The organism is Aeromicrobium yanjiei (genome assembly GCF_009649075.1).
GTDB classification, from domain to species: Bacteria; Actinomycetota; Actinomycetes; order Propionibacteriales; family Nocardioidaceae; genus Aeromicrobium; species Aeromicrobium yanjiei.
The window spans coordinates 3,550,893-3,574,853 of sequence record NZ_CP045737.1; the positions used below are offsets into that span (position 1 = coordinate 3,550,893).

The window sequence follows — 23,961 nt, forward strand, 5'->3', positions numbered from 1 at the left end:
TCAGGCCAGTGCCTGGATGACCGGCCGGGCCGCGTGGTGGCGGCCACGCGGCACGATCATCGGGGTGCCGCTGACCGGATCGGGGACCACGTCGCACGCGAGGCCGAAGACCTCGGTCACGACGTCCGCGTCGATGACGTCGCGCGGGGGCCCCTCGGCCAGGATCGACCCGTCCTTCATCGCGATGATGTGATCGGCGTAGCGGCACGCCAGGTTGAGGTCGTGCAGGACCAGCACGATCGTCTTGCCGGACTCCCGGTTGAGGTCGGTCAGCAGATCGAGCAGCTCGACCTGGTGGTTGATGTCCAGGAACGTCGTCGGCTCGTCCAGCAGCAGCAGGTCAGTGTCCTGCGCGAGCGCCATCGCGATCCACACCCTCTGGCGCTGCCCTCCGGACAGCGCGGAGAGGGGCCGGTCCTCCAGGTCGGTCGTGCCCGTCGCCTCCAGCGCTGCCGCGACCGCCCGGTCGTCCTCGTCGCTCCAGCGCCGGAACCAGCCCTGGTGCGGATAGCGGCCACGGCCCACGAGATCGCCGACCGTGATGCCGTCCGGGGCCACCGGGGACTGCGGCAGCAGCCCGAGCACGCGGGCGACGTCCGCGCTCTTCATGTCGTGCAGGTCCTTGCCGTCCAGGACCACCGATCCGGAGCGGGGACGCAGCAGACGGGCGAGGCCACGCAGCAGCGTCGACTTGCCGCACGCGTTGGCACCGACGATCACGGTGATCTGGCCGTCCGGGATCTGGACGTCGAGATCCGAGACGATGTCGGTCTCGGCGTAGCCGAGCGTGAGGTGCTGGGCACGCAGGTCATGAGAGGTCATCCGCCGCGTCCTTCCCGATTGACGGTGGCGAGGAGCCAGATGAGATAGGGGGCGCCGACCAGTCCGGTGACGACGCCGGTCGGCAGGGCGGTCGGCAGGACCTGCTCGGACACCAGGTCGGCGGCGAGGACGATCACCGCCCCGACGAGTCCCGCGGCCAGCACGCCGCCCGCGGGCCCGGTCAGGCGCTGGGCGATCGGCGCCGCGATGAGCGCGACGAACATGATCGGCCCTGCGACGGCAGTCGAGAAACCGATGAGCACGATCGACAGCGCGAGCAGCACCAGCCGGTTGATCTCGACCCGCGAGCCGAGGCCCCTGGCCGTGTCGTCGCCGAGCTCGAGCGCGCGCAGCGGCCGCTCCAGGACCAGGGCGACCGGGACGAGGATCGCGAGCGCGACCAGGAGCGTACGCAGCTCGCCGGCGCCGGCCTGCCCGATCGTGCCGACGAGCCAGGTCATCGCCTCGCGCGCCTCGTAGAGATCGGCACGGGTGATGATGTAGCCGACCAGCGAGAGCAGGAGCTGGGAGACGCCGATCCCGATGAGGATGAAGCGGTAGCCCGAGATGCCGTCGCGCCACGCGAGCAGGTAGATCACGAGCGAGGCCAGCAGTGCCCCGGCGAGCGCGGAGCCGGAGACGACCAGGCTGCTGGCGTTGAACAGCACGATCGAGGAGACGGCGAACAGGCTCGCGCCGGACGAGACGCCCACGAAGTCCGGCGAGGCCAGCGGATTGCCCAGGAGCTTTTGGAACACGTACCCCGACACGCCCAGAGCGAGTCCGACCGCGAGGGCCGCGGACGCGGTCGGCAGCCGCAGGTCCCGCACCACGAAGTCGACCGCGGGATCGTCCTTGAGCATGAACGCCGAGGCGATGACGTCGACGGGCGACACGACGTAGCTGCCGACCATCATCGTCAGCACGAACAGCGCGAACGCGATGACCGCGAGCACGGCCGTGACCACGACGGAACGGCGACGGCGGGCTCGGCGGCCGGAGCGCACAGTCGTGCGGGGCTCGAGAAGGGCGGTCATCACAGCTCCGCGAGGTTGCGGTAGCGGACGAGCAGGATGAACGCGGGCGCGCCGAGAACGCCGAGGACCACACCGACCTGCAGCTCGCCGGGGGCGACCGCGACCCGGCCGAGGATGTCCGCGAGCAGCAGGACGGTCGGGGTCAGGAGCAGCGTGTAGGCCAGCATCCAGCGGTAGTCGGGCCCGCAGAGAAGGCGCGCGGCGTGCGGCACGATCAATCCGATGAACACGATCGGCCCGCACGCGGCGGTCGCCGCTCCGCACAGCACCGCGACGGTCACGAACATCACGACCCGGGTCAGCTTGACCCGCTGGCCGAGCGCCACCGCAAGGTCCTCACCGAGGGCGAGGCCGTTGAGCGCACGACCGGTGCCGAGCGCCACGATCAGCCCGACCACCAGGAACGGGACGGTCTGCCAGAACACCGGGAAGTAGCGGCCCGCGAGCGAGCCCACCTGCCAGAAGCGCAGCTCGTTGAGGGCCTCGACGTTGGTCATCACGATCGCGGACGTGACCGACGAGAGGATCGCGGTCACGGCCGCCCCCGCCAGCGCGAGCTTGACCGGGGTCGCCCCTTCGCGACCGAGCGACGCGATCGCGTACACCGTGACGGTGGCGACCCCGGCGCCGGCGAACGCGAACCACACGTACGTGCTCACGTCCTGCGCACCGAGGACCATGATCCCGAAGACGATGAAGGCCGCGGCGCCTGCGTTGATGCCCATGATCCCGGGGTCGGCGAGCGGGTTGCGGGTCACGCCCTGGAGGATCACGCCGCTCAGCCCGAGCGCCGCCCCCGCGAACAGGCCGATCAGGGTGCGCGGCACCCGCATCTCGCGGATGACGGTCTGCGACGCCGCCGACGGGTCGTAGTCGGTGAATGCCTTCCAGATCGTCGGGATGCCGACTCCGCGCGAGCCCAGGGTGATGCTGAAGAAGCACACGACCGCCAGCACGACCGCCAGCAGCACCAGCCCGCTCGCCAGAGCAGCCCGCGAACGATGCCGGGGAGCGGCTTCGACGGCAGCGGCCGACGTCTGGGTCATGGTCATGGGCGGTGGAGGTCGGCCTTTCGAGGAGTCAACCTCTCCAGCGTAACTTAGGTATGCCTACCCAGACCACAGGAGTGACGCGCTCCACGTCATCCGGTGGCGCGGTGCGTGTGCCACCGTTCGCAGCCGAATTCGCCCGCATTCGGTGGAGCAGGCACCGCGCCCTGCGGAAACGGTGGCAGAAGCACCGCGCCCCCGGAACCGTGTGGTTCCGGGGGCGCGGTGACGCGAGCCGAGGCTCAGGCGAACTTCTCGCCGTTCTTGGCCTTTTCCAGCAGCGAGGCCGGCGGGGCGAACCGATCGCCGTACTTCGCGGCCAGCTCCTGCGCGCGAGCCGTGAACGCCTCGACGCCGATCGAGCCGTCGGCGGCCTCGTAGCCGTTGACGTACTGGATCGCACCGCCCTGCATCGCCGGGAAGCCGATGCCGAAGATCGAGCCGATGTTGGCGTCCTGGGTCGTGCGCAGCACGCCCTCGTCCAGGCACTTGATCGTCTCGAGGCTCATGATGAACGTCAGACGCTCCTTGAGGTCCTCGAACGGGGGCTGCTCGTCGGCGACCGGGAACTTCTCGGCCAGACCGCTCCACAGTCCCTGACGCTTGCCGTCGACGTACTCGTAGAAGCCGGCGCCCTTCAGGCGGCTCGGGCGACCGATCTCGATCATCGTGTCGATGATGTCCTCGGCGGCGTTGGCCTCCCACGTGCCTCCGGCCTCCTCGACGGCGGCCTTCGACTCGTTGCGGATCTTGACCATGAGCTCGAGGTTGAGCTCATCGCTGAGCTGCAGCACGGGGGCCGGGAAGCCGGCCTGGGTCGTGGCGCGCTCGATCGAGACCGGGGAGACTCCCTCGGCCAGCATGCCGATGCCCTCGTTGACGAACGTGCCGATGACGCGGCTGGTGAAGAAGCCGCGGCTGTCGCCGACGACGATCGGCGTCTTCTTGATCGCCTTGGTGTAGTCGATGACGCGCGCGATGGCCTCGTCGGACGTCTTCTCACCCGCGATGATCTCGACCAGCGGCATCTTGTCCACGGGGCTGAAGAAGTGGATGCCGATGAAGTCCTCGGGACGCTCGACACCGTCGGCCAGGATCGTGATCGGCAGCGTCGACGTGTTCGAGCCGAGCAGCGCGTCCGGCTTGACGACCTTCTGCAGCTCGCCGAAGACCTCGTGCTTGAGCTTGACCGACTCGAAGACGGCCTCGATCACGAAGTCGCTGCCCTCGAGGGCGGCGTAGTCATCGGTGGGCGTGATGCGCGCCAGGAGCTCGTCGGCCTTCTCCTGCGAGAGGCGTCCACGGGAGACGGCCTTGTCGACGAGGTTCTGGCTGTACGACTTGCCCTTCTCGGCGGCCTCCATCGAGACGTCCTTGAGGACGACCTCGAAGCCGGCCTTCGCCGAGACGTACGCGATGCCCGCGCCCATCATGCCGGCGCCGATGACCGCGATCTTCTCGGCCTTGGTCGGCGCGATGCCCTCGGGACGTGACTTGCCCGCGTTGATCGCACCCAGGTCGAAGAAGAAGGCCTGCGTCATGTTCTTGAACTGCTGGCCGATGATCAGATTGACCAGGTAGCGCGACTCGATGCGGCTCGCGGTGTCGAAGTCGACCTGCGCACCCTCGACCGCGGCGCTCATGATCGCGCGGGGAGCCTTGTAGAGCGCACCCTTGGTCTGCTTGCGCAGATTGGCCGGGAACGCCGGCAGGAACGCCGCGAGCTTCGGGTTGGACGGAAGTCCGCCCGGCATGCGGTAGCCCTTGCGGTCCCACGGCTGGGTCGCGGCCTCCTGATTGCCGGCGTTGGCCTCGATCCACGCCTTCGCAGCCGGGATCAGCTCGTCCTGCGACGCCACGAGCTCGTCGATCAGGCCCTCGGACAGCGCCTTGGCCGGCTTCATCTGCTGTCCCTGGAGCAGGAACTTCATCAGCGCGTCGGAGATGCCGAACATGCGAACGGTGCGGGTGACGCCGCCGCCACCGGGCAGCAGGCCGAGGGTCGCCTCGGGCAGGCCCACGGAGTAGCCGCCGTCGACCGCGATGCGGTGGTGGGCCGCGAGGGCGATCTCCAGGCCGCCGCCGAGGGCCGCGCCGTTGATCGCCGCGACGACCGGCCGGCCGATCGTCTCGAGCTTGCGGAGGGTGGCCTTGATGGCCTCGACCTCGCCGAACAGCCGCTCGGCGTCCGCAGGGGTCGCCTGGGTCATGAGCTTCAGGTCGCCGCCGGCGAAGAAGGTCTTCTTCGCCGAGGAGATGATGATGCCCTTGACGGACTCCGGGTCGTTCGCGATGTCCTGGGCCACGCGGTCGACGGCAGCGGCCATCGAGTCGGCGTAGTCCTGGTTCATCGTGTTGGCGCTCTGGTTGGGATCGTCCAGGACGAGGTTGACGATGCCGTCCTCGACCTCGTGACGCACTGCTTCAGTCATGTGTGTTCTCTTCTCGGAGGTGGGGACGGGGTCAGCTGAGGCGCTCGACGACGGTGGCGATGCCCATGCCGCCGCCGACGCAGAGGGTGGCCAGGCCGTAGCGCTGGTCACGACGCTCGAGCTCGTCGATCAGGGTGCCGAGGATCATCGCGCCGGTCGCACCCAGCGGGTGGCCCATCGCGATCGATCCGCCGTTGACGTTGGTCTGGTCGTGCGGGTAGCCGCCCAGGTCCTTCATGAGGCGCAGCGCGACAGCCGCGAAGGCCTCGTTGATCTCGAGCAGGTCGATGTCGCCGATGCTGAGGCCCGCACGGTCGAGAGCCTTGAGGCTGGCCGGGCCGGGGCCCGTCAGCATGATGGTCGGATCGGCGCCGGACACCGCGGCCGACAGGATGCGCGCGCGGGGCTTGAGCCCGTGACGCTCGCCGGCGGCCTCGTTGCCGATCAGCACCAGGGCGGCGCCGTCGACGATGCCCGAGGAGTTGCCCGCGTGGTGGACGTGGTCGATCTTCTCGATCCAGTGGTACTTCTCGAGCGCGACGGCGTCGAAGCCGCCCTGGTCGCCGATCTGCGCGAACGACGGCGGCAGCGACGCGAGGCTCTCGGCGGTCGTGCCCTCACGCACGAACTCGTCGTGGTCGAGGATCGTCAGGCCCGAGGCGTCCTTGACCGGGATGACCGAGTTCTTGAAGTAGCCGTTGGCGATCGCCTTGGCGGCACGCGCCTGCGACTCGGCGGCGAAGGTGTCGACGTCGAGGCGGCTGTAGCCCTCGACCGTCGCGATGAGGTCGGCGCCGATGCCCTGGGGCACAAAGTCGGTGTCGAACGCGGTCTGCGGGTCCATCGCCCACGCACCGCCGTCGGAGGCCATGGGCACGCGGCTCATGGACTCGACGCCACCGGCGAGGATCATGTCCTCCCAGCCCGAGCGCACACGCGCCGAGGCCTGGTTGACGGCCTCGAGGCCCGAGGCGCAGAAGCGGTTGAGCTGGACGCCGGCAACCGTGTCGGGCAGGCCTGCCGCGATCGCCGCGGTCTTGGCGATGTCGCTGCCCTGGTCACCGACCGGTGAGACACAACCGAGGACGAGATCGTCCACGGCGTCGGTGTCGAGGGAGGGGTTGCGCGTGCGGATCTCGTCGATCAGGCCGGTGACCAGCGAGATCGGCTTGACCTCGTGGAGCGACCCGGACTTCTTGCCGCGACCTCGCGGCGTACGGATGGCGTCGTAGACGAAGGCCTCGGTCATAGGAAATGTCCTCGCAGAATCTGGTGGATGACGCGTCAGCAGAACTGACACGACTGATTGTGACACCAACACTGTCATTGTCAAAGGATCGAGGGTGTGTGAGACGTCTCGTCACCCGGCAGGTGGCATAAGGTCAGCCCATGACTCCCAGTCCCGCCGACACGATGAGCGTCGAGCAGCTCGCGTCCCGCGTCGGCATGTCCGTGCGGACCGTGCGCTTCTACGCCGGTCGCGGTCTCATCCCGCCGCCCCGCCGCGAGGGTCGCAACGGCTTCTACGGCCCCGACCACCTGGCCCGGCTCGAGCTGGTCAAGGAGCTGCAGGCCCACGGCTTCACGCTGTCGGCGATCGAGGGCTACCTCGAGAACATCCCGTCCGACGCGACGCCCGAGCAGGTGGCGGTGCACCGCACGCTGCTCGCGCCGTGGATGGCCGATCGCCCCGAGGAGCTGGACCGGGCCGCCCTCGAGCTGCGGGCGGGCCGTGCGCTCAGCGACGACGACATCGAGATGCTGGTCGCCCTGGGCGTGGTCGAGCCGACCCCGACCGAGGACGTCTTCCAGGTCGCGCCGGCCCACCTCGCGGTGGGGATCCAGTTCATCGAGACCGACATGCCGATCGAGGTCGCGCACGCCTCGCGCCGCATCTTCGACGAGGCGGGCCGGGCCGTGGCCCGCGAGATCACGGAGGTGTTCCGCACGATGTGGTGGCCCGAGCTGCGGGCCTCGGGACGTCCGGTCGAGGACATCACCGCCCTGATCGAGCGGTTCAAGCCGCTCACGATCCAGGCCCTCGTGACGGCCTACGAGACCGCGGTCGACGAGTCCAAGCGCGAGACGGTCCGCCGTCGAGCCGAGAGCTGACGACGGACCGCGAGGCTCACAGGCCCATCGTGCGCCCGATGATCTCCTTCATGATCTCGGTCGTGCCGCCGTAGATCGTCTGGATCCGGCTGTCGGTGTACGCCTTGGAGATCGGGTACTCGCTCATGTAGCCGTAGCCACCGTGCAGCTGCAGGCACTTGGCCGCGGCCCGGTTCTGCAGCTCGGTGGTCCACCACTTGCCCATCGCGGCTTCCTCGATCGTCAGCTCGCCCTTGGACAGCGCGACGATGCTCTTGTCGACGAAGGCCTGACCGATCTGGACCTCGGTCTCGAGCTCGGCCAGCACGAAGCGCGAGTTCTGGAACGAGCCGATCGGCTTGCCGAACGCCTTGCGCTCCTTGACGTAGTCCAGCGTCATGTCGATGATCGCCCGGGTCGCGGCGATCGCGCCGACCGAGATCGCGAGGCGCTCCTGCGGCAGCTTCTCCATCAGGTAGATGAAGCCCTTGCCCTCTTCGCCCAGCAGGTTCTGCACCGGGACGCGCACGTTGTCGAAGAACAGCTCGGCGGTGTCCTGCGCCTTCAGGCCCATCTTGTCCAGGTTGCGGCCGCGCTCGAAGCCCTCCATGCCGCGCTCCAGGACGATGAGGGAGACCCCCATCGCGCCGGCGTCCGGATCGGTCTTGACCGCGACGATGACCAGGTCGGCCAGGATGCCGTTGGAGATGAACGTCTTGGCGCCGTTGACGACGTAGTGGTCGCCGTCGCGCACCGCGGTGGTCGTGATGGCCTGCAGGTCCGAGCCCGTGCCCGGCTCAGTCATGGCGATCGCGGTGATCGCCTCACCGGTGCAGAACTTCGGCAGCCAGCGCTGCTTCTGCTCCTCGGTGGCGTACGAGAGCAGATATCCCGAGACCAGGTCGGTGTGCAGGACGAAGCCGACGCCGCTCGCGCCGATGCGGATCATCTCCTCGGACATGATCGCGTTGAAGCGGAAGTCGTCCATGCCGCCTCCGCCGTACTCCTCGGGCATCATGAATCCGAGCAGACCCAGGGCGCCGGCCTTCTCCCACAGCTCGCGCGGGACGATGCTGTCCTTCTCCCACTGGTCGTGGTACGGCGCGATCTCCTTCTCGCAGAACGTCCGCACGGTGTCGCGGAACGCGTCGTGATCGGCTTCGTAGATGCCTCGCTGCATGATGCCCTCTTCTTGATTCAGTCGGCTTGGACGGCGACGCCGTCGGCGATGAGCTGGTCGACATCGGCGATGCCCCAGGCGCTGAGCGCTTCGGTGGTGCTGGCACCCGCCCGCTCGGGCGGGGTGGTCAGGGTTGCGGGCGTCGCGGAGAAGCGCGGCGCCGGCGCGGGCTGGGTGAGCCCGTCCCGCTCGACGTACGTCCCGCGGGCCACGTTGTGGGGGTGGGTGTACGCCTCCTCGATGCTCAGCACCGGGGCCACGCACGCGTCGGTGCCGTCAAAGACCTTCTCCCACTCCGCGCGGGTGCGGGACGCGAACGCCTCGGTCAGCATCTGGCGCAGCTCGCCCCAGCGCGCGAAGTCGTACTGGCCCGGCGCGTCGGTGAGCTCGAGGCCCTCGATCAGCGCGGCGTAGAACTGCGGCTCGAGCGGACCGACCGACATCCACTCGCCGTCCGAGGTCTCGAACACGTCGTAGAACGGGGTGCCGGTGTCGAGCATGTTGGTGCCGCGGGGGCCGCTCCAGGTGCCCGACTGCTGCATCGCAACGATCATCGACATCAGGTGTGCGGTGCCGTCGGTGATCGCGGCGTCGACGACCTGCCCCTCGCCGGTGCTGCGGGCGTGCATGAGCGCAGCCAGCACGCCGGTCACCAGGTAGAGCGATCCGCCGGCGAAGTCACCGACCAGGTTGAGCGGCACCTGCGGGGGCCCGCCCGCCCGGCCGATCGCGCCGAGCGCACCGGCGACCGAGATGAAGTTGATGTCGTGCCCGGCGGTCTGCGCGAGCGGGCCGTGCTGGCCCCAACCGGTCATCCGGCCGTAGACCAGACGCGGATTGCGCGCGTGGCACTCCTGGGGCCCGAGACCGAGCCGCTCGGTGACGCCCGGACGCAGGCCCTCGATCAGGATGTCGGCCGACTCGACGAGATCGAGCACGGTCGCGACGCCGCGGGGGTTCTTCAGGTCGATCGCGACCGACGGTCGTCCGCGGCCGAGGATGTCCTTGTCCGCGGAGCCGAGCTGCAGGGCATTGCCGCCGGGCCGGTCGACCCGGATGACCTCGGCTCCGAGGTCGGCCAGGAGCATGGCGGCGAACGGGCCGGGGCCGATGCCGACGAGCTCGACGACGCGGACGCCGTGAAGGGGACCGGACTGCGTGGTGATGGTCACACCATGATTGTGACAGTTGAACTGTCACGGTTGCAAGTGGCGTCCCCGCATACCATCGGTATCTTGGCGACATGCTTTCCGAACTGGTCCACACCCGCAAGGGCTCGGGCGAGCCACTCGTCCTCATCCACGGCATCGGTCACCGCCGCCAGGCCTGGGACCCCGTGCTCGAGACGCTCGCCGAGTCGTATGACGTCATCGCGGTCGACCTGGCTGGCTTCGGCGAGTCCCCGGCCTATCCCCTCAGCGCGTCGTACGACATGGACTCCGCGTGCGACAACCTCACCGACAACTTCGCGCTCTGGGGCATCGAGCGGCCCCACGTCGTCGGCAACTCCCTCGGCGGTGCTATCGCCCTGGAGCTGGGCGCCCGCGGCCTCGCCCGGTCGGTGACCGCGCTGAGCCCGGCCGGCTTCTTCGGCACCCTGAACCGCCTGCAGACGTTCGCCCTGCTCATCGCGCTGCGGCTCAGCAGCCAGCTGCCGGAGGGGGCGCTGCGCGCGCTGTCGCGGCGCGCCTGGGGACGCCGCCTCGCGGGCGCCTCGCTCTACACGCACCCCGAGCGCTTCACCGCCGACGAGGTCTTCGGCGACGCGCTGGCGCTCAAGCGCTGTGCGGGCTTCGAGCGCACGATCGTCAAAGGGGTCAACTACGCGTTCCGCGGCCGCGTCGACGTGCCGACCACGATCGCCTGGGGCACACGCGACGTGATCCTGCCCTACAGTTCCTCGGCGATCGCGCAGGAGCGGCTGCCCGACGCCCATCACGTGGCCCTTCCTCGCTGCGGACACGTGCCGATGATCGACGACCCGGCCCTGATCGCCCGCGTCATCGAGAACACGATTGCCCGGACGGAGGAGACCGCCGCGGCCTAGGGTCGGGACATGCAGTTCACCACCACCGGATCTGTCCCCCGCCTCGACCTGACGCTGATGATCGAGGTGATCGAGACGCTTCGGGCGGAATGGGCCGCCCTGCAGTTCGCCGCCGACGGCAACGTCATCAACCCGCTGACCAGCCAGCCGGTCGACACCCTGCGGCTCGCCGAGGGACGACACCGCGCCTCGGGCGCTCGCTACGAGATCGTCACGCGCATCCCCGTGATGGCGGTCGATCCTGGAAAGCAGAGCGCGCTTCAGGCCGAGCTGCTGACCGCTACCGACATCGACTGGGACGAGTACGGTCGGCGACTGACCGAGATCACCGTCCCGACCGGCGAGATCAGCGAGAGCCGGACCACTTTCACCCTGCGCCACGACGACGCGCGCACCCTGGCCGTGACCGTCGCCGACCCCTCGGAGCTGTGGTCGGTCGACGTCGACATCGTCCACGGACGTCTGCCCCGAGTGCAGCTCGCCGGCCGTCTCGACGCCACCAAGATGCTGATGGCGGAGGGCACGCCCACGTTCTTGGCCCGCCGCCTGGGCGGGACCGGCACGGGCACCGCGACGATCGACCTGGGCACGATCGAGCGTGCCGGCGGCGGGACACTCGCCGAGGGCTCAGGCCGGCTGAACCGGTTCAGCGCGGACGGCTCGGCGACCGTTCGGACGACCGCCCGGTCCTGGGACGTCGAGGGACAGGCAGAGCTGACCGGCACCGGACTGGGCCGGCTCGTCCTGCGGTTCATGCGCAGACGCATCCAGACTGCAGCCGACGCCGCTGTCGCGCAGTGGTGGGACGGGGTGCCCTCGACCGTCGTCGGAGCGCAGACGGCGATCCGCGAGGCCGAGAGGCTGATCGAGCAGGAAGGCGGGCTGGCCAGGGTCGTCCACCACACCCTGTGGGAGGAGGGGTACGCCGACCGCATGGAGGCGACGTACCCGCCGGAATCAAAGGCCGCCGAGCTGGGTTGACCCGGCCGTGGAGATCTACGACTCGCTGGTGATCGGCGCAGGACAGGCGGGGCTGTCGGCGTCGTACCACCTGGCCCGTCGCGGCATCCGGCACGTCGTCCTCGACGCGGACGACCGTCCCGGCGGCGCATGGCAGCACCGCTGGGACGCCCTGACGATGCACGACGTGCACGGGGTCGCCGACCTGCCGGGCGCCGAGATCCCGCCCGACACGGGCCGGGAACGGGCCAACCGGTTCGTCCCCGCGTACTTCGCGGACTACGAGCAGCGCTTCGGGCTCCCGGTCGTGCGGCCGGTCGCGGTGTCGCGGGTCCGCGACGACGACGGCCTGCTGGTCGTCGAGGCGGACGCGGGCTCGTGGACGACCCGCACCCTGGTCAACGCGACCGGCACGTGGAGCCGGCCGTTCGTCCCGCACTACCCGGGCATCGAGACGTTCCTCGGCGAGCAGCTGCACGCCTCGGACTACCCCGGCCCCGACCACTTCCTCGGCAAGCGCGTGGTGGTGGTCGGCGGTGGCGCGTCGGCCGTGCAGTTCCTCGGCGCGCTGGCCCCGATCACCGAGACCGTCTGGGTCACGCGTCGCGAGCCGGTGTGGCTCGACCACGACTTCACGCCCGAGGTGGGCCGGGCCGTCGTCGCGAAGGTCGAGGAGCGCGTACGCCAGGGGCTGCCGCCGCGGAGCGTCGTCAGCGTGACGGGTCTGCGGCTGCGCGAGCAGGAGCGCGAGGCCGAACGCCTCGGCGCGTACGCCGACCGCCGCCCGATGTTCGCCTCGATCGAGCCCCACGGGGTGCGGTGGGGCGACGGCTCGTTCGAGCCCGCGGACGTGATCCTGTGGGCGACGGGATTCCGCCCGGCGATCGAGCACCTGGCCCCGTTGCGCCTGCGCAGCCCTCTCGGTGGCATCCAGCTCGACGGGACCACCGCCGTGGCCGATCCCCGCGTCCAGATGGTCGGCTACGGCCCCTCCGCCAGCACGATCGGTGCCAACCGGGCCGGGCGCACCGCCGCGCGGGGGGTCGCCGACCGGCTCCGGGCGGCCGCGGCGGTCAGCCCCGGCGGGTGAGGAAGCTCGCGTCCAGGTCTTCCGCACGCGGGCAGCCGAGGAGCGCGAGCGCATTGTCCAGCTCGTCCACGAGCTGCTGGATCACCTGCTGCGCACCGGCCGCCCCCTCGCAGGCCAGACCCCACAGCACGGGTCGCCCGACCAGCACGGCGTCCGCGCCGAGCGCGAGTGCCTTGGCTGCGTCCCAGCCCCGGCGGATCCCGCCGTCGACGAGCACGTCGATGCGTCCGTCGACCGCCTCGACGACCGGGCCGAGCGCATCTGCTCCCGACAGCACGGTGTCGAGCTGGCGTCCGCCGTGGTTGGAGACGATGATGCCCGCGACACCGGCGTCGACCGCCCGCTCGGCATCGGCCGGGTTGAGGATTCCCTTCAGCACGACCGGCAGCCCTCCGGCCTCGCCGATCGCTGCGACGTCGTCCCAGGTCAGTGACGGATCGTGCATCGCGTGCCGCTCGGCCGGTGTCGCGGGGCCCTTCGTCAGCTGCGCATAGGTGGGGTGGGCGAGGACGTGGTGCGAGCGCTCGTCCCGCTCACGGCGACCCCCGGTCGGGAAGTCGACCGTGATGACCAGCGCCTCGTAGCCGCCGTCCTTCGCCGCCTGGACGAGGTCGTCGGTGACGGCACGATCCTGGAAGACGTACAGCTGCATCCACCGATCGGCCTCGCCCATCGCCCGGGCCACCTCGCGCGGGTCCGTCGTGGTCTGCGACGACAGGACGTACGTCGCGCCGGTCGCCGCCGCCGCCGTGGCCGTGCCGATCTCGCCGTCGGGGTGCGCCCCGAGCTGATAGGCCATCGGGGCGACGAGGAACGGGTGCGGGCGGCGGCGCCCCAGGAGGGTCACCGAGCTGTCGCGCTCCTTGACGCCGACCAGCACCCGGGGGGCCAGGACCAGGCGGCGCCACGACTCGACGTTGTCGCGCAGCGTGATCTCGTCGCCGGCCCCGCCCGCGAAGTAGCCGTACGTCGCCTCGTCGAGCAGCTCGGCGGCCCGCGCCTCGAAGTCGTTCACGAGCTCACCTTAGGCGCGTCAGCTGCGATGGCGGGCCAGGAACTCGGCGGTCCGTGGGCTCCTCGGCGCGGTGAAGATCTGCTCGGGCGGTCCGGACTCCTCGACCAACCCGTCCGCCATGAAGACGATCCGGTCGGAGATCTCCCGCGCGAAGGTCATCTCGTGCGTGGCCATGACGATCGTCATCCCGTCGCGGCGCAGCTCACGGATCACGTCGAGCACCTCACCGACCAGCATCGGGTCGAGCGCCGAGGTGATCTCGTCCAGCAGCAGGAGCCTCGGTCGCATCGCGATCGCGCGCACGAGGGCGACCCGCTGCTGCTGCCCACCGGACAGCGCATCGGGATATGCCTTGGCCTTCTCGGCCAGGCCCACGCGCGCGAGCAGCTCAGCGGCCCTCGCCTTGGCGTCCAGGGCTGAGACGCCGCCGGCCTCCGTCGGGCCGAGGGTGATGTTGCGCTCGACCGAGAGGTGCGGGAACAGGTTGTACGCCTGGAACACGATGCCGATCTGGCGGCGGACCTCGTCCTCGTCGATGCGCGGATCGGTGATCTCCTGGTCGTCCAGCCAGATGTCTCCGTCGTCGACCTGCTCGAGCAGGTTCAGGCAGCGCAGCAGCGTGGACTTGCCCGACCCCGAGGCGCCGATGAGGCAGATGACCTCGCCCTCGGCGACGTGCAGGTCGATGCCCTTGAGCACCTCGTTCGTCCCGAACGACTTGCGGACGGCCTCGGCTCTCAGCAGCGGCGGCGTCATGTCACCAGTCCGTTCTCGCGGCGCAGCGAGCGCACCGTCAGGTAGTCGGTGATCCGGGCGAGCGGGATCGTCGCGGCGATGAAGAACAGGGCCGCGACGACGTACGGCGTGAAGTTGAACGTGCGGCTCTGGTCGACCTGCGCCGAGCGCAGGGCCTCGACCAGCCCGATCGTCGCGAGCAGGGCGGTGTCCTTCTGCAGCGACACGAAGTCGTTGAGCAGGGCCGGACCGACCCGCCGGATCGCCTGCGGCAGCACGATCTTGCGCATCGTCACGCCGTACGAGAGGCCGAGCGCGCGACCGCTGGCCCACTGGGTCGGGTGGATCGACAAGATGCCGGCCCGGATGACCTCGGCGACGTACGCGCCGTAGCTCAGGGTCAGGGCGATGACGCCGAGCCAGAACAAGCTGGTCGGCACACCAGTGAGCTGAAGGGCGGGCAGGCCGAATCCCACGAGCAGCACCACGAGGAGGGTCGGCGTGCCGCGGAAGATGTCGGTGTAGAGGACCGCCAGGACCTTGATCGGCGCGAGCGCGGGCGCCGGGACGACCCTGATGATCGCGATGAGGACGCCGAGCAGCAGCACCAGCACCTCGATCACGAGGAACAGCCGGATGTTGAGCCAGAACGACTGCGCGATGCCGGGCAAGGAGTCCTTGGCCTGCGCGAGGTCGAAGAAGGTCCGCCGGACATTCGACCAGCCCGGCGACTGCGTCACGGCGAGGGCCAGACCGCCGAGCACGACGATCGTCGAGACCGCCGCCACCGCACCCCGGCGAAGGGTGCGGCGGCGGCGGTACTGCTCGCGCTCGAGCTGCCGTGGGCTGGGACTCACTTCAGCTCGGGGACGTCCGTGGCCTGGTCGAGCCACTCGTCCTCGAGCTGCTTCAACGTGCCGTCGTCCGCGAGCGCGTCGACAGCGGCGCTGACGCACGGGGTGAGCTTGCTGCCCTTGGCGAGCAGCAGGCCGAACTCCTCCTGGTCACCGGTCTCGGGCTGGAACTGACCGACGATCGTGCCGCCGTCGATCTCGGCGGCGGTGAGGTAGTACGCCGAGGGCAGGTCGGCGACGATCGCGTCGACCTGCTTGTTCTGCAGCGCCTGGACGGCCTTGGTCGTGTCGTCGTAGACCAGCGCCTTCGTGGACGGCTTGATCTGCTCGTTGACCGCCTGGAGCGATGTCGTGCCGACCTGGGCGCCGAGCTTGGCGTCCTTGAGCTCGTCGAGGGTCTTGGCGTCCTTGAACGGCGAGGAGTCGAGCGTGATGATCGCCTGCGCGGCGGCGTAGTACGGGCTGGAGAAGTCGACGGCCTTCTTGCGGTCCTCGGAGATCGAGAACTGGTTGATGTCGAAGTCGAAGTTCTTCTTGCCGGGCTGGATGACCTGGTTGAAGCCCGCCTTGACCCACGTCACGTCGTCCTTGGCGAAGCCGAGCTTGTCGGCGACCGCGTACGCCACGGCGGACTCGAAGCCCTTGCCGTTGCTGGGGTCGTCGTCGCTGAACCAGGGGTCGAACGCGGGGTCGTCGGTCGCGACGGTCAGGGTGCCGTCCTTGAGGAGCGGGAGGTCATCGACCTGGCAGTCCGCGAGGGACGAGGCGGCCGAGGTGCTGGCGTCGTTCGAGTCGCCGTCGGAGTCGGCGGGAGCGCAGGCCGCGGTCAGCGCGAGGGCCAGCGCGGCGATGGCGGTGAGTCCGCCGGAGGGGGAGATCTTCATGGCGCAAGCGTAGGGCTCCGCTTCCCGCGCGGCGGACCGCTTCCACGGGTCGGACGGGAGGTGCCTAGCCGAGCGCCCCCAGCTCGAAGACGTCATCGGCCTGGGGCGCCTTGGCGGGGTCGACGTCGTCGTAGTCGAACGTCAGCTTGCCCGATCCGCCCTCGGGATCCAGGCGGATCGGCCGCGCGTCCGACCTGTCGACGTACAGGGTGCCCGTCTTGGTCGTGAGGCCGACGCAGTCGACGCCCTCGACCTTCTTGCCCTTGGTCTTGGTGGGGGCGGTGTCGGGGGTCAGCAGCTGATCGATGAAGCTGTCGCGGTTCGCGAAGGTGACGATCTGCTTGAAGGCGTCACCTGACGCCAGGATCCACTTGTCGCCGATGGTCCTGGCGATCTGATCGCCGTTCGCGCCGAACTGCGAGTAGACCTCCGGACCGGCCTTGAAGTACGTCTTGTCGTCCACCGAGAGGAGCTCGATCTCGGCGTCGTCGGCCGAGATCGACCCCTCGCCGGTCGTTTTGGTGAACTCCATGTCGACCTCGATCCGGGTGGTCCCGGTCTGGCCCTCGCCCTCGACGGTCAGCGAGTCGGCGTCCTTGGCGGCGGCCTTGCTCTTGGCGAGGATCTCCTTCGCGGACAGGTCGCTGACGTCGTCTTCGCTGCCACCCCCGCACCCGGCGAGGGCGAACGTCGCGGCGGCGAGCACGGCGAGAACACGGGTACGCATCATGGAGAAGCACTCCTTCGAGAAGGGAAGGGGCCTGTGGGTCCCCGGTCCGGCTCCCACGCTAGCGACTCGCTGCGCACTCCGCCGAGGTCTCTTGCCACTGCATCGAGTTGCATAGTACGGTCCAGGCATGGCCCTCGAGCACGCGATCCTCGTCTCCCTCGCGGAGCGGTCCGCCTCGGGCTATGACCTGGCCCGCCGCTTCGACGCGTCGATCGGCCACTTCTGGAAGGCCAGCCACCAGCAGATCTACAAGGTGCTGGGACGGATGGAGGGCGACGGCTGGGTCACGTCCGAGGTCGTCCCGCAGGACGGCCGTCCGGACAAGAAGGTCTACGTCATCACCGACGTGGGGCGCGAGGAGCTGGCCCGGTTCACCACCACGTCGACGCCCGTCGAGCCGCTGCGCAGCGCGTTCGCGGTCAAGCTGCGCGCCCTGCCGTTCGGTGACGCCGACGCGATCCGGCAGGACGTCCGGGTGCGGCGCAGCGCGCACGAGCAGCAGCTCGCCTACTACGCCGAGAGCGCCGCCCGGTTCTATCCCGATCCCGACCACCTCGCCGACGACGAGCTCGGGGGCTGGCTCGTGCTGCGCGGCGGCATCCTGGCCGAGGAGGCCGGCATCGCGTGGTGCGACGAGATCCTTCAGCGGCTGGCGGAGCGGTGAGCGCGCAGGCCCACGACCAGGACGCCCAGCCCGATCGCGATCGCGCTCGTGATCAGCACCGCGTGGACCCAGAAGAACGCCTGCGGCTCGCTGTGCCAGTGCTCCCCGGCCCAGGCACGGTCGTCGTCCACGATCGCCTTGGCGAACCGGGGCCAGACCACGATGTTGAACAGGCCTGCGAGCACCAGGAACCGAGCAGCATTCTTCGAGATCACCCCACCATCCCATCACAGGAGACCTGATGAATGAGTTCCGCGTCGCTGTCGAGGCCGGCGACTTCGCCGCACTCGGCGACCTGCTGGCCGACGACGTCGTGTTCCGCAGCCCCGTGGCCTTCACCCCCTACGAGGGCAGACCGATCGTGGCCGCGATCCTGCGCGGCGTGGGCCGGGTCTTCACCGACTTCCGCTACGTCCGCGAGCTCGAGGACGCCGACGGACAGGGCTCGGCGCTGGTCTTCGAGACGTACGTCGACGGAACGAGCGTCAACGGCATCGACCTGATCCGGCTGGACGGCGAGGGCAGGATCGCAGAGCTCACCGTGATGGTCCGACCCCTGTCGGCCGCCAACGCGCTGGCCACGGCCATGGCCGCCGAGTTCACCCAGATCCAGGCCGAGGCCGCGGCCGCGATGAGCGGAGAGACCGCATGACCCCCTATCCGCACCTGCTCGAGCCGCTCGACCTCGGCCACACGACCCTGCGCAACCGCGTGGTCATGGGCTCGATGCACACCGGCCTGGAGGACCGCGCCAAGCACCTGCCCGAGCTCGCGGCGTACTTCGGTGAGCGCGCAGCGGGCGGGGTGGCCCTGTCCGTGACCGGCGGCTACGCCCCCAACTGGCACGGCTGGCTGCTGCCGTTCGGCTCCCAGATGACGTCGCGGCGGTTCGCCGACAAGCACCGCATCGTGACCGATGCGGTGCACGAGCACGACGGCAAGATCGTGATGCAGCTGCTGCACGCTGGCCGCTACGGCTACCACCCGTTCAAGCGTGCCGCCTCGGCGATCCCCTCGCCGATCACCCCGTTCGGCAAGCCGAGGGCGATGACGACCAAGGAGGTCGACCGGACGGTCGACGACTTCGCGGCGTCCGCCCGGCTCGCTCGCCGGGCCGGCTACGACGGCGTCGAGATCATGGGTTCCGAGGGATACCTCATCAACCAGATGCTCACGGCCCGCACGAACGACCGGACCGACCGATGGGGCGGCAGCGCCGAGAACCGGATGCGTTTCCCGGTCGAGATCGTCGAGCGGGTCCGCGAGGCCGCCGGCGAGGACTTCATCGTGATGTACCGGATGTCGCTGCTCGACCTCGTCGACGACGCGCAGAGCTGGGAGGAGACCGTCGAGCTGGCCACGAAGCTGCAGACCGCCGGCGTCTCGATCATCAACACCGGCATCGGCTGGCACGAGGCGCGCATCCCTACGATCGTCACGTCCGTGCCGCGGGCGGCGTTCGCGTGGGTCACCGCCAAGCTGCGGTCCGAGGTCTCGGTGCCGGTCGTGGCCTCCAACCGCATCAACACCCCCGAGGTCGCCGAGGAGATCCTCGCGTCGGGCCAGGCCGATCTGGTGTCGATGGCCAGGCCGCTGCTCGCCGATCCGTTCTTCGTCGTCAAGGCCGCCGAGGACCGCGCCGACGAGATCAACACGTGCATCGCGTGCAACCAGGCCTGCCTCGACCACACGTTCGTCAACAAGCGGGCCAGCTGCATGGTCAACCCGCGGGCGGGCCACGAGACGCAGCTGGTGCTCACCCCGACGCGGACGGTCAAGCACATCGCCGTCGTCGGGGCCGGCCCCGCCGGGCTCGCCGCCGCGACCGAGCTGTCCGGTCGCGGACACACGGTCGAGCTGTTCGAGGCGCTGCCGGAGGTCGGCGGCCAGTTCCGGCTCGCGATGCAGATCCCCGGCAAGGAGGAGTTCCGCGAGACGATCCGCTACTACTCGCGCCGACTCGAGGTCGCAGGCGTCAAGATCCATCTCGGCACGCGCGTCGGTGTCACGGACCTCGCAGGCTTCGACGAGATCGTCCTGGCCACGGGCGTCGAGCCACGGGTGCCGGCGATCCCGGGCGTCGATCATCCCTCCGTCGTGGACTACCAGGACGTCATCCGCGGCACCGTGCCGGTCGGCCGCACCGTGGCAGTGGTCGGCGCCGGCGGCATCGGCTTCGACGTCTCCGAGTTCCTGCTGCACGAGCCCGACGAGTCGCTCGACGACTGGATGCTGCGCTGGGGAGTCACGGATCCCGCGCTCGAGCGCGGGGGTCTCACCACGAAGGTCGCGGCGCCGCCTCGGCGCGAGGTGTTCCTGCTGCAGCGCAAGACGACCGACCTGGGCAAGGGCCTCGGCAAGACGTCCGGCTGGGTGCACCGCCAGACCTTGAAGGACTCGGGCGTCCAGATGCTCAAGGGCGTCACGTACGACCGGATCGACGACGCCGGCCTGCACATCACCGTCGCGACCGGCAAGGACACCAGCGAGACGCGCGTCCTCGACGTGGACACGATCGTGCTGTGCACGGGGCAGGAGTCCGTGCGCGATCTCGTCGAGCCGCTCGAGGCCCTCGGCACGCCCGTGCACGTGATCGGCGGCGCCGACGTCGCCGCCGAGCTCGACGCCAAGCGTGCGATCAAGCAAGCCACCGAGCTCGCCGCCCGCCTCTGACCCCCCGCCCGCCGCCGGACCCGGCCCGCGGATTCCCAGGAGAACCCCCTTTCCTGACACCTCACCCCTGTTACAACCGGGGTGAGGTACCGGCTCCCGGGGATCTCCTGGGAATCGACCACCCCGGGGGCGGGCGGGGGGATACTGGCCGAGTGAGCACTCGCATCGTCCTGCTGCGCGCCGTGAACGTCGGTGGCGCGCAGCTGCCGATGGCCGATCTGCGGGCGATCGCGACCGACCTCGGGGCGGGCGACGTGTCGACGTACATCGCCTCGGGCAACCTGCTCGCCGACGTCCCGGACGAGCCCGAGACGTTCGACCGGGCGCTCGAGCGGGCCGTCGAGGAGCGCTTCGGCTTCTTCCGCGAGGTGATCTCGCGGACGCCCGCGCAGGTCGCCGCCGCGCTGGAGGCGCACCCGTTCGAGGTGCTCGAGCCGAAGTTCTCCTACGTCTCGTTCCTGGCGGGCGAACCGACCGCCGAGGCGATCTCGAAGGCCGAGACGTACGAGACCGGCGACGACCGCTGGCAGGTCATCGGCACCGAGATGCACATCCGCTACGCCGACGGCGCCGGCCGCCCGCAGATGAAGGCCAACTCGATCGGCCGCGCGCTCCGGGTGCCCGGCACGGCCCGCAACCTCAACACCGTGCGCAAGCTCCTCGACCTCGCGGGCTGAGCCGTGACCATCGGCAGGCCGTACGGTGTGGGCCATGGGACTCCTGAGCTTCTTGAGCGGCAACCGCAAGCCCTTCGACCCCGTCGCCGCCGCGGGTCGCGTCGAGGCACTGCAGTCGGCGCTCCCGCCCGGGACGAAGATCAACCTCCTGGAGCCCGACCGTGACCTGCGCCGGCTCGTCTACATGATCGAGCTCGTGGGTGACCGGCGGCTGGCGTCGCAGATGCTCGGCACGGCCGCCGCGATCGTCGCGTCGACCGAGGAGCGCTGGGACCTCGACCTGTCCGTGCACGACACCGCCGACGAGGAGTCGACGTACTCGTCGTTCGCCCTGCCCGACGTCCAGGTGGAATGGGTCGACGTGCTCGGTCGGGCCCACGACGAGATGTACGCGATCGCACCGGAACAGACGATCGTGCTCGACGCCGACGGCGGGGACTTCACCATCAGTGACCTCCCCCGCGGAAAGGCACTCGCGATCGCCACGGCTGCAGTCCGCTGGTGGGAGGGCATCCTGCGGGACACGGCCGGTCGCTGGTCCGACTCGACCCTGTCGGTCGAGGCCGGACCCGTCGGTGACGGCGTGAGCTCCGAGGTCATCTACAGCGCCACGGTCGAGCGAGACCCCGACCCGATGGGCTACAACAAGACCGCGACGGGATCGAAGCGCGTCACCGACGAGGAGTGGTCCCAGCGCGTCTTCGCCGCCTGGAACCAGAACCTGCCCGCGTTCGAGGCCATGCTCCGGCTGCCCGTCCCGGCAGGCCACGAGGCGGAGATCTCGTTCACCGCCACGAAGCTCAAGCCCCGCCTGTCCGTCCGGTCCCACGAGTCGTACAGCGACGAGGACAAAGCCGTCGCGAAGGAGCTCGTCGCGACGATCCGCAGCCAGATCCCGGACTCCAAGCTCAAGGTCGAGTGACCCCGAGGACCACCACCGCGTACGTACGCTGGAGACATGCCCGATCAGCTCATGGACGTCCTCGGCGACCGGCGCTTGCTGGTCCTCACCGGGGCAGGGGTGTCCACCGACTCCGGCATCCCCGACTACCGCGGACCGGGGTCGCCGGTCCGCACCCCGATGACCTACCAGGAGTTCATCCGCGAGCCCGAGGCTCGCCAGCGCTACTGGGCGCGGGCGCACGTCGGCTGGAGCCGCATGAAGACGGCCGAGCCCAACACCAGCCACCTGCTGCTGGCCCAGCTCGCACAAGAGGGCCGGCTGACGGGACTCATCACGCAGAACGTCGACGGGCTCCACACCCGCGCGGGCCACCCCGACGTGATCGACCTGCACGGACGCATCGACCGGGTGATCTGCCTCGACTGCGGACGGACCACCTCGCGCGCCGGGCTCCACGAACGCCTCGCAGCGCTCAACCCCGGCTACGAGGAGCGCATCGGCGAGATCGCCCCCGACGGTGACGTCGTGCTCGACGACACAGGCGACTTCCGGGTGGCCCCCTGCCTCGCGTGCGGGGGACGGCTCAAGCCCGACGTGGTGTTCTTCGGCGAGAACGTCCCGAAGGACCGCGTGGCTCGCTGCTACGCGCTCGTCGAGGAGGCCGAGGCGCTGGTCGTGCTCGGATCGTCACTGCAGGTCATGTCGGGCCTGCGGTTCGTGCGCGCCGCCCGCAAGCGCAACATCCCGGTCGCGATCGTCAACCGCGGCGCGACCCGCGGCGACGACCTCGCGACGCTCAAGCTCGACGCAGGATGCGCCGAGACGCTGTCGGCGGCTCAGCTGAGCTGGCGCAGCCGAACCGTTTCGGGCAGCGAGGCGAGCTCGCGCAGCACGTCCTCGCCGATCTCGTCCGCGACGTCGGTCACGACGTAGCCGATCTCGCCGCGGGTCGACAGGGACTGGGCCTCGATGTTGACGCCGTGCTCGCCGAGCAGGCCGTTGATCGTCGCGAGGACGCCCGGCGCATTGCGGTGCACGAGGGCCAGGCGGTGCTTGGACCCATCGGCCGGCAGGTTGAGCTCGGGCATGTTCACGCTCAGCGACGTGCCGCCGTACGACGCGTAGGACCGCAGCTTGGAGGCCACGAAGCGCCCGATGTCCTGCTGCGCCTCCTCGGTCGAGCCACCCACGTGGGGGGTCAGGATGACGTTCTTGAGACCGCGCAGGTCCGAGTCGAACGCATCGCCCTGGCGCTTGGGCTCGATCGGGAAGACGTCGACCGCGGCGCCCGCGATGTGGCCGGACTCGAGGTTCTCCCGCAGCGCGGCGGTGTCGACGGCGATGCCGCGCGACAGGTTGAGGAACAGCGAGCGCGGCTTCATCTGCGCCATCTCCTCGGCGCCGAACAGTCCTGCGTTGCCAGGACGGCCGTCGACGTGCAGCGTGACGACGTCCGAGACCGCGAGCAGCTCCTCGAGGGTCGAGCAGCGCTTGGCGTTGCCGAGGGCGAGCTTGTCGTCGATGTCGTAGAAGACGACCGACAGACCCAGCGCCTCGGCGATGACCGAGAGCTGGCTGCCGATGTTGCCGTAGCCGATGATGCCGAGCGTACGTCCGCGGATCTCGTGGCTACCGGCAGCGGACTTGTTCCACACACCCGCGTGCATGTCGGTCGACTTCTCGTGCAGGCGGCGCGCGAGCGAGATGATCTCGGCGATCGCGAGCTCGACCACGCTGCGGGTGTTGGAGTAGGGCGCGTTGAACACCGCGACGCCCTGGCGGGTCGTGGCGGTGAGGTCGATCTGGTTGGTGCCGATGCAGAACGCACCGATCGCGAGCAGGTCGGGAGCCGCGGCGAGGACCTTCTCGGTGATGTACGTCGTCGAGCGGATGCCGAGCAGGTGGACGCCCTGGATCGCCTCGATCAGGTCGTCCTCGCCCAGGGCGCCGTCGCGGGTCTCGACCTGGAAGCCCTTGCCACGCAAGAAGTCCGCACCGTCGGTGTGGATGTTCTCGAGCAGCAGGACGCGCACGTCGCCGTCCTCGAGCCGTGCAGTGGGGAACGGAGCTGTGGTCGTCATGGTCATCATCATCGCGGTTGCCTTCAGGTCAGCGGA

At 69.8% G+C, this 23,961-nt stretch carries 24 protein-coding genes; 10 read left to right on the plus strand and 14 right to left on the minus strand.

The annotated features are described in order from the left end of the window. The 5 genes from GEV26_RS17430 to GEV26_RS17450 all read right to left on the minus strand — a co-directional run bounded on the left by GEV26_RS17430 (nt 1) and on the right by GEV26_RS17450 (nt 6,589). Nucleotides 1-822 (minus strand): ABC transporter ATP-binding protein, encoded by an 822-nt coding sequence (locus GEV26_RS17430; RefSeq protein WP_153654820.1) that lies wholly within the window; start codon nt 820-822, stop codon nt 1-3. Then, the gene (locus tag GEV26_RS17435) at nt 819-1,859 is read right to left on the minus strand and encodes a FecCD family ABC transporter permease (protein WP_153654821.1); all 1,041 of its coding nucleotides are present in this window, start codon (nt 1,857-1,859) and stop codon (nt 819-821) included. Before GEV26_RS17435 ends, GEV26_RS17430 begins: the two co-directional genes overlap by 4 nt. Further along, nucleotides 1,859-2,905, minus strand: a complete 1,047-nt coding sequence (locus tag GEV26_RS17440) for a FecCD family ABC transporter permease (RefSeq protein ID WP_208430991.1) — start codon at nt 2,903-2,905, stop codon at nt 1,859-1,861. Before GEV26_RS17440 ends, GEV26_RS17435 begins: the two co-directional genes overlap by 1 nt. A 245-nt stretch (nt 2,906-3,150) precedes the next feature. Next, a complete protein-coding gene (locus tag GEV26_RS17445; RefSeq protein WP_153654823.1) occupies nt 3,151-5,340 on the minus strand; it encodes a 3-hydroxyacyl-CoA dehydrogenase NAD-binding domain-containing protein in 2,190 nt (729 codons plus the stop codon). A 31-nt stretch (nt 5,341-5,371) separates the two neighbouring features. Further along, a complete protein-coding gene (locus GEV26_RS17450; RefSeq protein WP_153654824.1) occupies nt 5,372-6,589 on the minus strand; it encodes an acetyl-CoA C-acetyltransferase in 1,218 nt (405 codons plus the stop codon). A gap of 140 nt (nt 6,590-6,729) precedes the next feature. Here GEV26_RS17450 and GEV26_RS17455 point away from each other — a divergent pair, with 140 nt between their 5' ends. Beyond that, nucleotides 6,730-7,452 carry a MerR family transcriptional regulator gene (locus GEV26_RS17455; RefSeq protein ID WP_153654825.1) on the plus strand — a complete coding sequence of 241 codons (723 nt, stop codon included), beginning with the start codon at nt 6,730-6,732 and terminating at the stop codon, nt 7,450-7,452. Nucleotides 7,453-7,468: 16 nt separating this feature from the next. Here GEV26_RS17455 and GEV26_RS17460 read toward each other — a convergent pair whose 3' ends face one another. Further along, complete coding sequence (locus tag GEV26_RS17460; protein ID WP_153654826.1) at nt 7,469-8,611, minus strand: acyl-CoA dehydrogenase family protein; 1,143 nt, start codon at nt 8,609-8,611, stop codon at nt 7,469-7,471. 17 nt (nt 8,612-8,628) lie between these two features. Further along, the gene (locus tag GEV26_RS17465) at nt 8,629-9,783 is read right to left on the minus strand and encodes a CaiB/BaiF CoA transferase family protein (protein WP_208430992.1); all 1,155 of its coding nucleotides are present in this window, start codon (nt 9,781-9,783) and stop codon (nt 8,629-8,631) included. Nucleotides 9,784-9,854: 71 nt separating this feature from the next. Between GEV26_RS17465 and GEV26_RS17470 the strand changes: the two genes are divergently transcribed. The 3 genes from GEV26_RS17470 to GEV26_RS17480 are packed head-to-tail and all read left to right on the plus strand — an operon-like array spanning nt 9,855 to nt 12,708. Continuing rightward, on the plus strand, nt 9,855-10,658 hold the full coding sequence (locus GEV26_RS17470) for an alpha/beta fold hydrolase (protein WP_153654827.1): 804 nt from the start codon (nt 9,855-9,857) through the stop codon (nt 10,656-10,658). Between the two features lie 9 nt (nt 10,659-10,667). After that, entirely contained in the window at nt 10,668-11,639 is a 972-nt protein-coding gene (locus GEV26_RS17475; RefSeq protein WP_153654828.1) for a hypothetical protein, read from the plus strand. 7 nt (nt 11,640-11,646) lie between these two features. After that, the gene (locus tag GEV26_RS17480; protein WP_153654829.1) at nt 11,647-12,708 is read left to right on the plus strand and encodes an FAD-dependent oxidoreductase; all 1,062 of its coding nucleotides are present in this window, start codon (nt 11,647-11,649) and stop codon (nt 12,706-12,708) included. Here GEV26_RS17480 and GEV26_RS17485 read toward each other — a convergent pair. The 5 genes from GEV26_RS17485 to GEV26_RS17505 form a co-directional block, all read right to left on the minus strand. Beyond that, a complete protein-coding gene (locus GEV26_RS17485) occupies nt 12,692-13,723 on the minus strand; it encodes an alpha-hydroxy acid oxidase (protein WP_153654830.1) in 1,032 nt (343 codons plus the stop codon). The two genes, GEV26_RS17480 and GEV26_RS17485, sit on opposite strands and share 17 nt — an antisense overlap. Before the next feature lie 18 nt (nt 13,724-13,741). Continuing rightward, nucleotides 13,742-14,479, minus strand: coding sequence for an amino acid ABC transporter ATP-binding protein (locus tag GEV26_RS17490; protein WP_153654831.1), 738 nt, complete (start codon nt 14,477-14,479; stop codon nt 13,742-13,744). Continuing rightward, nucleotides 14,476-15,315: an amino acid ABC transporter permease gene (locus GEV26_RS17495; RefSeq protein ID WP_153654832.1), complete on the minus strand. Its 840-nt coding sequence runs from the start codon at nt 15,313-15,315 to the stop codon at nt 14,476-14,478. The genes GEV26_RS17490 and GEV26_RS17495 overlap by 4 nt, the downstream gene beginning before the upstream one ends. Beyond that, nucleotides 15,312-16,196, minus strand: a complete 885-nt coding sequence (locus GEV26_RS17500) for an ABC transporter substrate-binding protein (protein WP_208430993.1) — start codon at nt 16,194-16,196, stop codon at nt 15,312-15,314. Before GEV26_RS17500 ends, GEV26_RS17495 begins: the two co-directional genes overlap by 4 nt. A gap of 64 nt (nt 16,197-16,260) precedes the next feature. Further along, the gene (locus GEV26_RS17505) at nt 16,261-16,926 is read right to left on the minus strand and encodes a hypothetical protein (protein ID WP_153654833.1); all 666 of its coding nucleotides are present in this window, start codon (nt 16,924-16,926) and stop codon (nt 16,261-16,263) included. Nucleotides 16,927-17,053: 127 nt separating this feature from the next. Between GEV26_RS17505 and GEV26_RS17510 the strand changes: the two genes are divergently transcribed. Further along, nucleotides 17,054-17,590, plus strand: a complete 537-nt coding sequence (locus GEV26_RS17510) for a PadR family transcriptional regulator (protein ID WP_153654834.1) — start codon at nt 17,054-17,056, stop codon at nt 17,588-17,590. Here GEV26_RS17510 and GEV26_RS17515 read toward each other — a convergent pair. Continuing rightward, entirely contained in the window at nt 17,569-17,805 is a 237-nt protein-coding gene (locus tag GEV26_RS17515) for an SCO4848 family membrane protein (RefSeq protein WP_208430721.1), read from the minus strand. The genes GEV26_RS17510 and GEV26_RS17515 overlap by 22 nt on opposite strands. Nucleotides 17,806-17,831: 26 nt before the next feature. Between GEV26_RS17515 and GEV26_RS17520 the strand changes: the two genes are divergently transcribed. The 5 genes from GEV26_RS17520 to GEV26_RS17540 all read left to right on the plus strand — a co-directional run bounded on the left by GEV26_RS17520 (nt 17,832) and on the right by GEV26_RS17540 (nt 22,777). Then, complete coding sequence (locus GEV26_RS17520) at nt 17,832-18,242, plus strand: nuclear transport factor 2 family protein (RefSeq protein ID WP_153654835.1); 411 nt, start codon at nt 17,832-17,834, stop codon at nt 18,240-18,242. Further along, nucleotides 18,239-20,263 carry an NADPH-dependent 2,4-dienoyl-CoA reductase gene (locus tag GEV26_RS17525; protein ID WP_153654836.1) on the plus strand — a complete coding sequence of 675 codons (2,025 nt, stop codon included), beginning with the start codon at nt 18,239-18,241 and terminating at the stop codon, nt 20,261-20,263. Before GEV26_RS17520 ends, GEV26_RS17525 begins: the two co-directional genes overlap by 4 nt. 152 nt (nt 20,264-20,415) lie before the next feature. Continuing rightward, nucleotides 20,416-20,940 carry a DUF1697 domain-containing protein gene (locus tag GEV26_RS17530; protein WP_153654837.1) on the plus strand — a complete coding sequence of 175 codons (525 nt, stop codon included), beginning with the start codon at nt 20,416-20,418 and terminating at the stop codon, nt 20,938-20,940. A gap of 34 nt (nt 20,941-20,974) precedes the next feature. Next, nucleotides 20,975-21,862: a hypothetical protein gene (locus GEV26_RS17535; protein ID WP_153654838.1), complete on the plus strand. Its 888-nt coding sequence runs from the start codon at nt 20,975-20,977 to the stop codon at nt 21,860-21,862. Nucleotides 21,863-21,898: 36 nt separating this feature from the next. Continuing rightward, on the plus strand, nt 21,899-22,777 hold the full coding sequence (locus GEV26_RS17540) for an NAD-dependent protein deacetylase (protein ID WP_153654839.1): 879 nt from the start codon (nt 21,899-21,901) through the stop codon (nt 22,775-22,777). Here GEV26_RS17540 and serA read toward each other — a convergent pair. Further along, entirely contained in the window at nt 22,681-23,925 is a 1,245-nt protein-coding gene (gene serA / locus GEV26_RS17545; RefSeq protein ID WP_228764906.1) for a phosphoglycerate dehydrogenase, read from the minus strand. The two genes, GEV26_RS17540 and serA, sit on opposite strands and share 97 nt — an antisense overlap. Nucleotides 23,926-23,961 lie beyond the last annotated feature (36 nt).

Excerpts from the sequence above, each read along its gene's own strand:
- GEV26_RS17510 (WP_153654834.1), top strand. The coding sequence starts at position 17,054 with ATGGCCCTCGAGCACGCGATCCTCGTCTCCCTCGCGGAGCGGTCCGCC.
- GEV26_RS17435 (WP_153654821.1), bottom strand. The coding sequence starts at position 1,859 with ATGACCGCCCTTCTCGAGCCCCGCACGACTGTGCGCTCCGGCCGCCGA.
- GEV26_RS17525 (WP_153654836.1), top strand. The coding sequence starts at position 18,239 with ATGACCCCCTATCCGCACCTGCTCGAGCCGCTCGACCTCGGCCACACG.
- GEV26_RS17535 (WP_153654838.1), top strand. The coding sequence starts at position 20,975 with ATGGGACTCCTGAGCTTCTTGAGCGGCAACCGCAAGCCCTTCGACCCC.
- GEV26_RS17540 (WP_153654839.1), top strand. The coding sequence starts at position 21,899 with ATGCCCGATCAGCTCATGGACGTCCTCGGCGACCGGCGCTTGCTGGTC.
- serA (WP_228764906.1), bottom strand. The coding sequence starts at position 23,925 with ATGACGACCACAGCTCCGTTCCCCACTGCACGGCTCGAGGACGGCGAC.
- GEV26_RS17455 (WP_153654825.1), top strand. The coding sequence starts at position 6,730 with ATGACTCCCAGTCCCGCCGACACGATGAGCGTCGAGCAGCTCGCGTCC.
- GEV26_RS17475 (WP_153654828.1), top strand. The coding sequence starts at position 10,668 with ATGCAGTTCACCACCACCGGATCTGTCCCCCGCCTCGACCTGACGCTG.
- GEV26_RS17460 (WP_153654826.1), bottom strand. The coding sequence starts at position 8,611 with ATGCAGCGAGGCATCTACGAAGCCGATCACGACGCGTTCCGCGACACC.
- GEV26_RS17505 (WP_153654833.1), bottom strand. The coding sequence starts at position 16,926 with ATGATGCGTACCCGTGTTCTCGCCGTGCTCGCCGCCGCGACGTTCGCC.
- GEV26_RS17440 (WP_208430991.1), bottom strand. The coding sequence starts at position 2,905 with ATGACCCAGACGTCGGCCGCTGCCGTCGAAGCCGCTCCCCGGCATCGT.
- GEV26_RS17490 (WP_153654831.1), bottom strand. The coding sequence starts at position 14,479 with ATGACGCCGCCGCTGCTGAGAGCCGAGGCCGTCCGCAAGTCGTTCGGG.
- GEV26_RS17445 (WP_153654823.1), bottom strand. The coding sequence starts at position 5,340 with ATGACTGAAGCAGTGCGTCACGAGGTCGAGGACGGCATCGTCAACCTC.
- GEV26_RS17450 (WP_153654824.1), bottom strand. The coding sequence starts at position 6,589 with ATGACCGAGGCCTTCGTCTACGACGCCATCCGTACGCCGCGAGGTCGC.
- GEV26_RS17470 (WP_153654827.1), top strand. The coding sequence starts at position 9,855 with ATGCTTTCCGAACTGGTCCACACCCGCAAGGGCTCGGGCGAGCCACTC.
- GEV26_RS17500 (WP_208430993.1), bottom strand. The coding sequence starts at position 16,196 with ATGAAGATCTCCCCCTCCGGCGGACTCACCGCCATCGCCGCGCTGGCC.
- GEV26_RS17520 (WP_153654835.1), top strand. The coding sequence starts at position 17,832 with ATGAATGAGTTCCGCGTCGCTGTCGAGGCCGGCGACTTCGCCGCACTC.
- GEV26_RS17430 (WP_153654820.1), bottom strand. The coding sequence starts at position 822 with ATGACCTCTCATGACCTGCGTGCCCAGCACCTCACGCTCGGCTACGCC.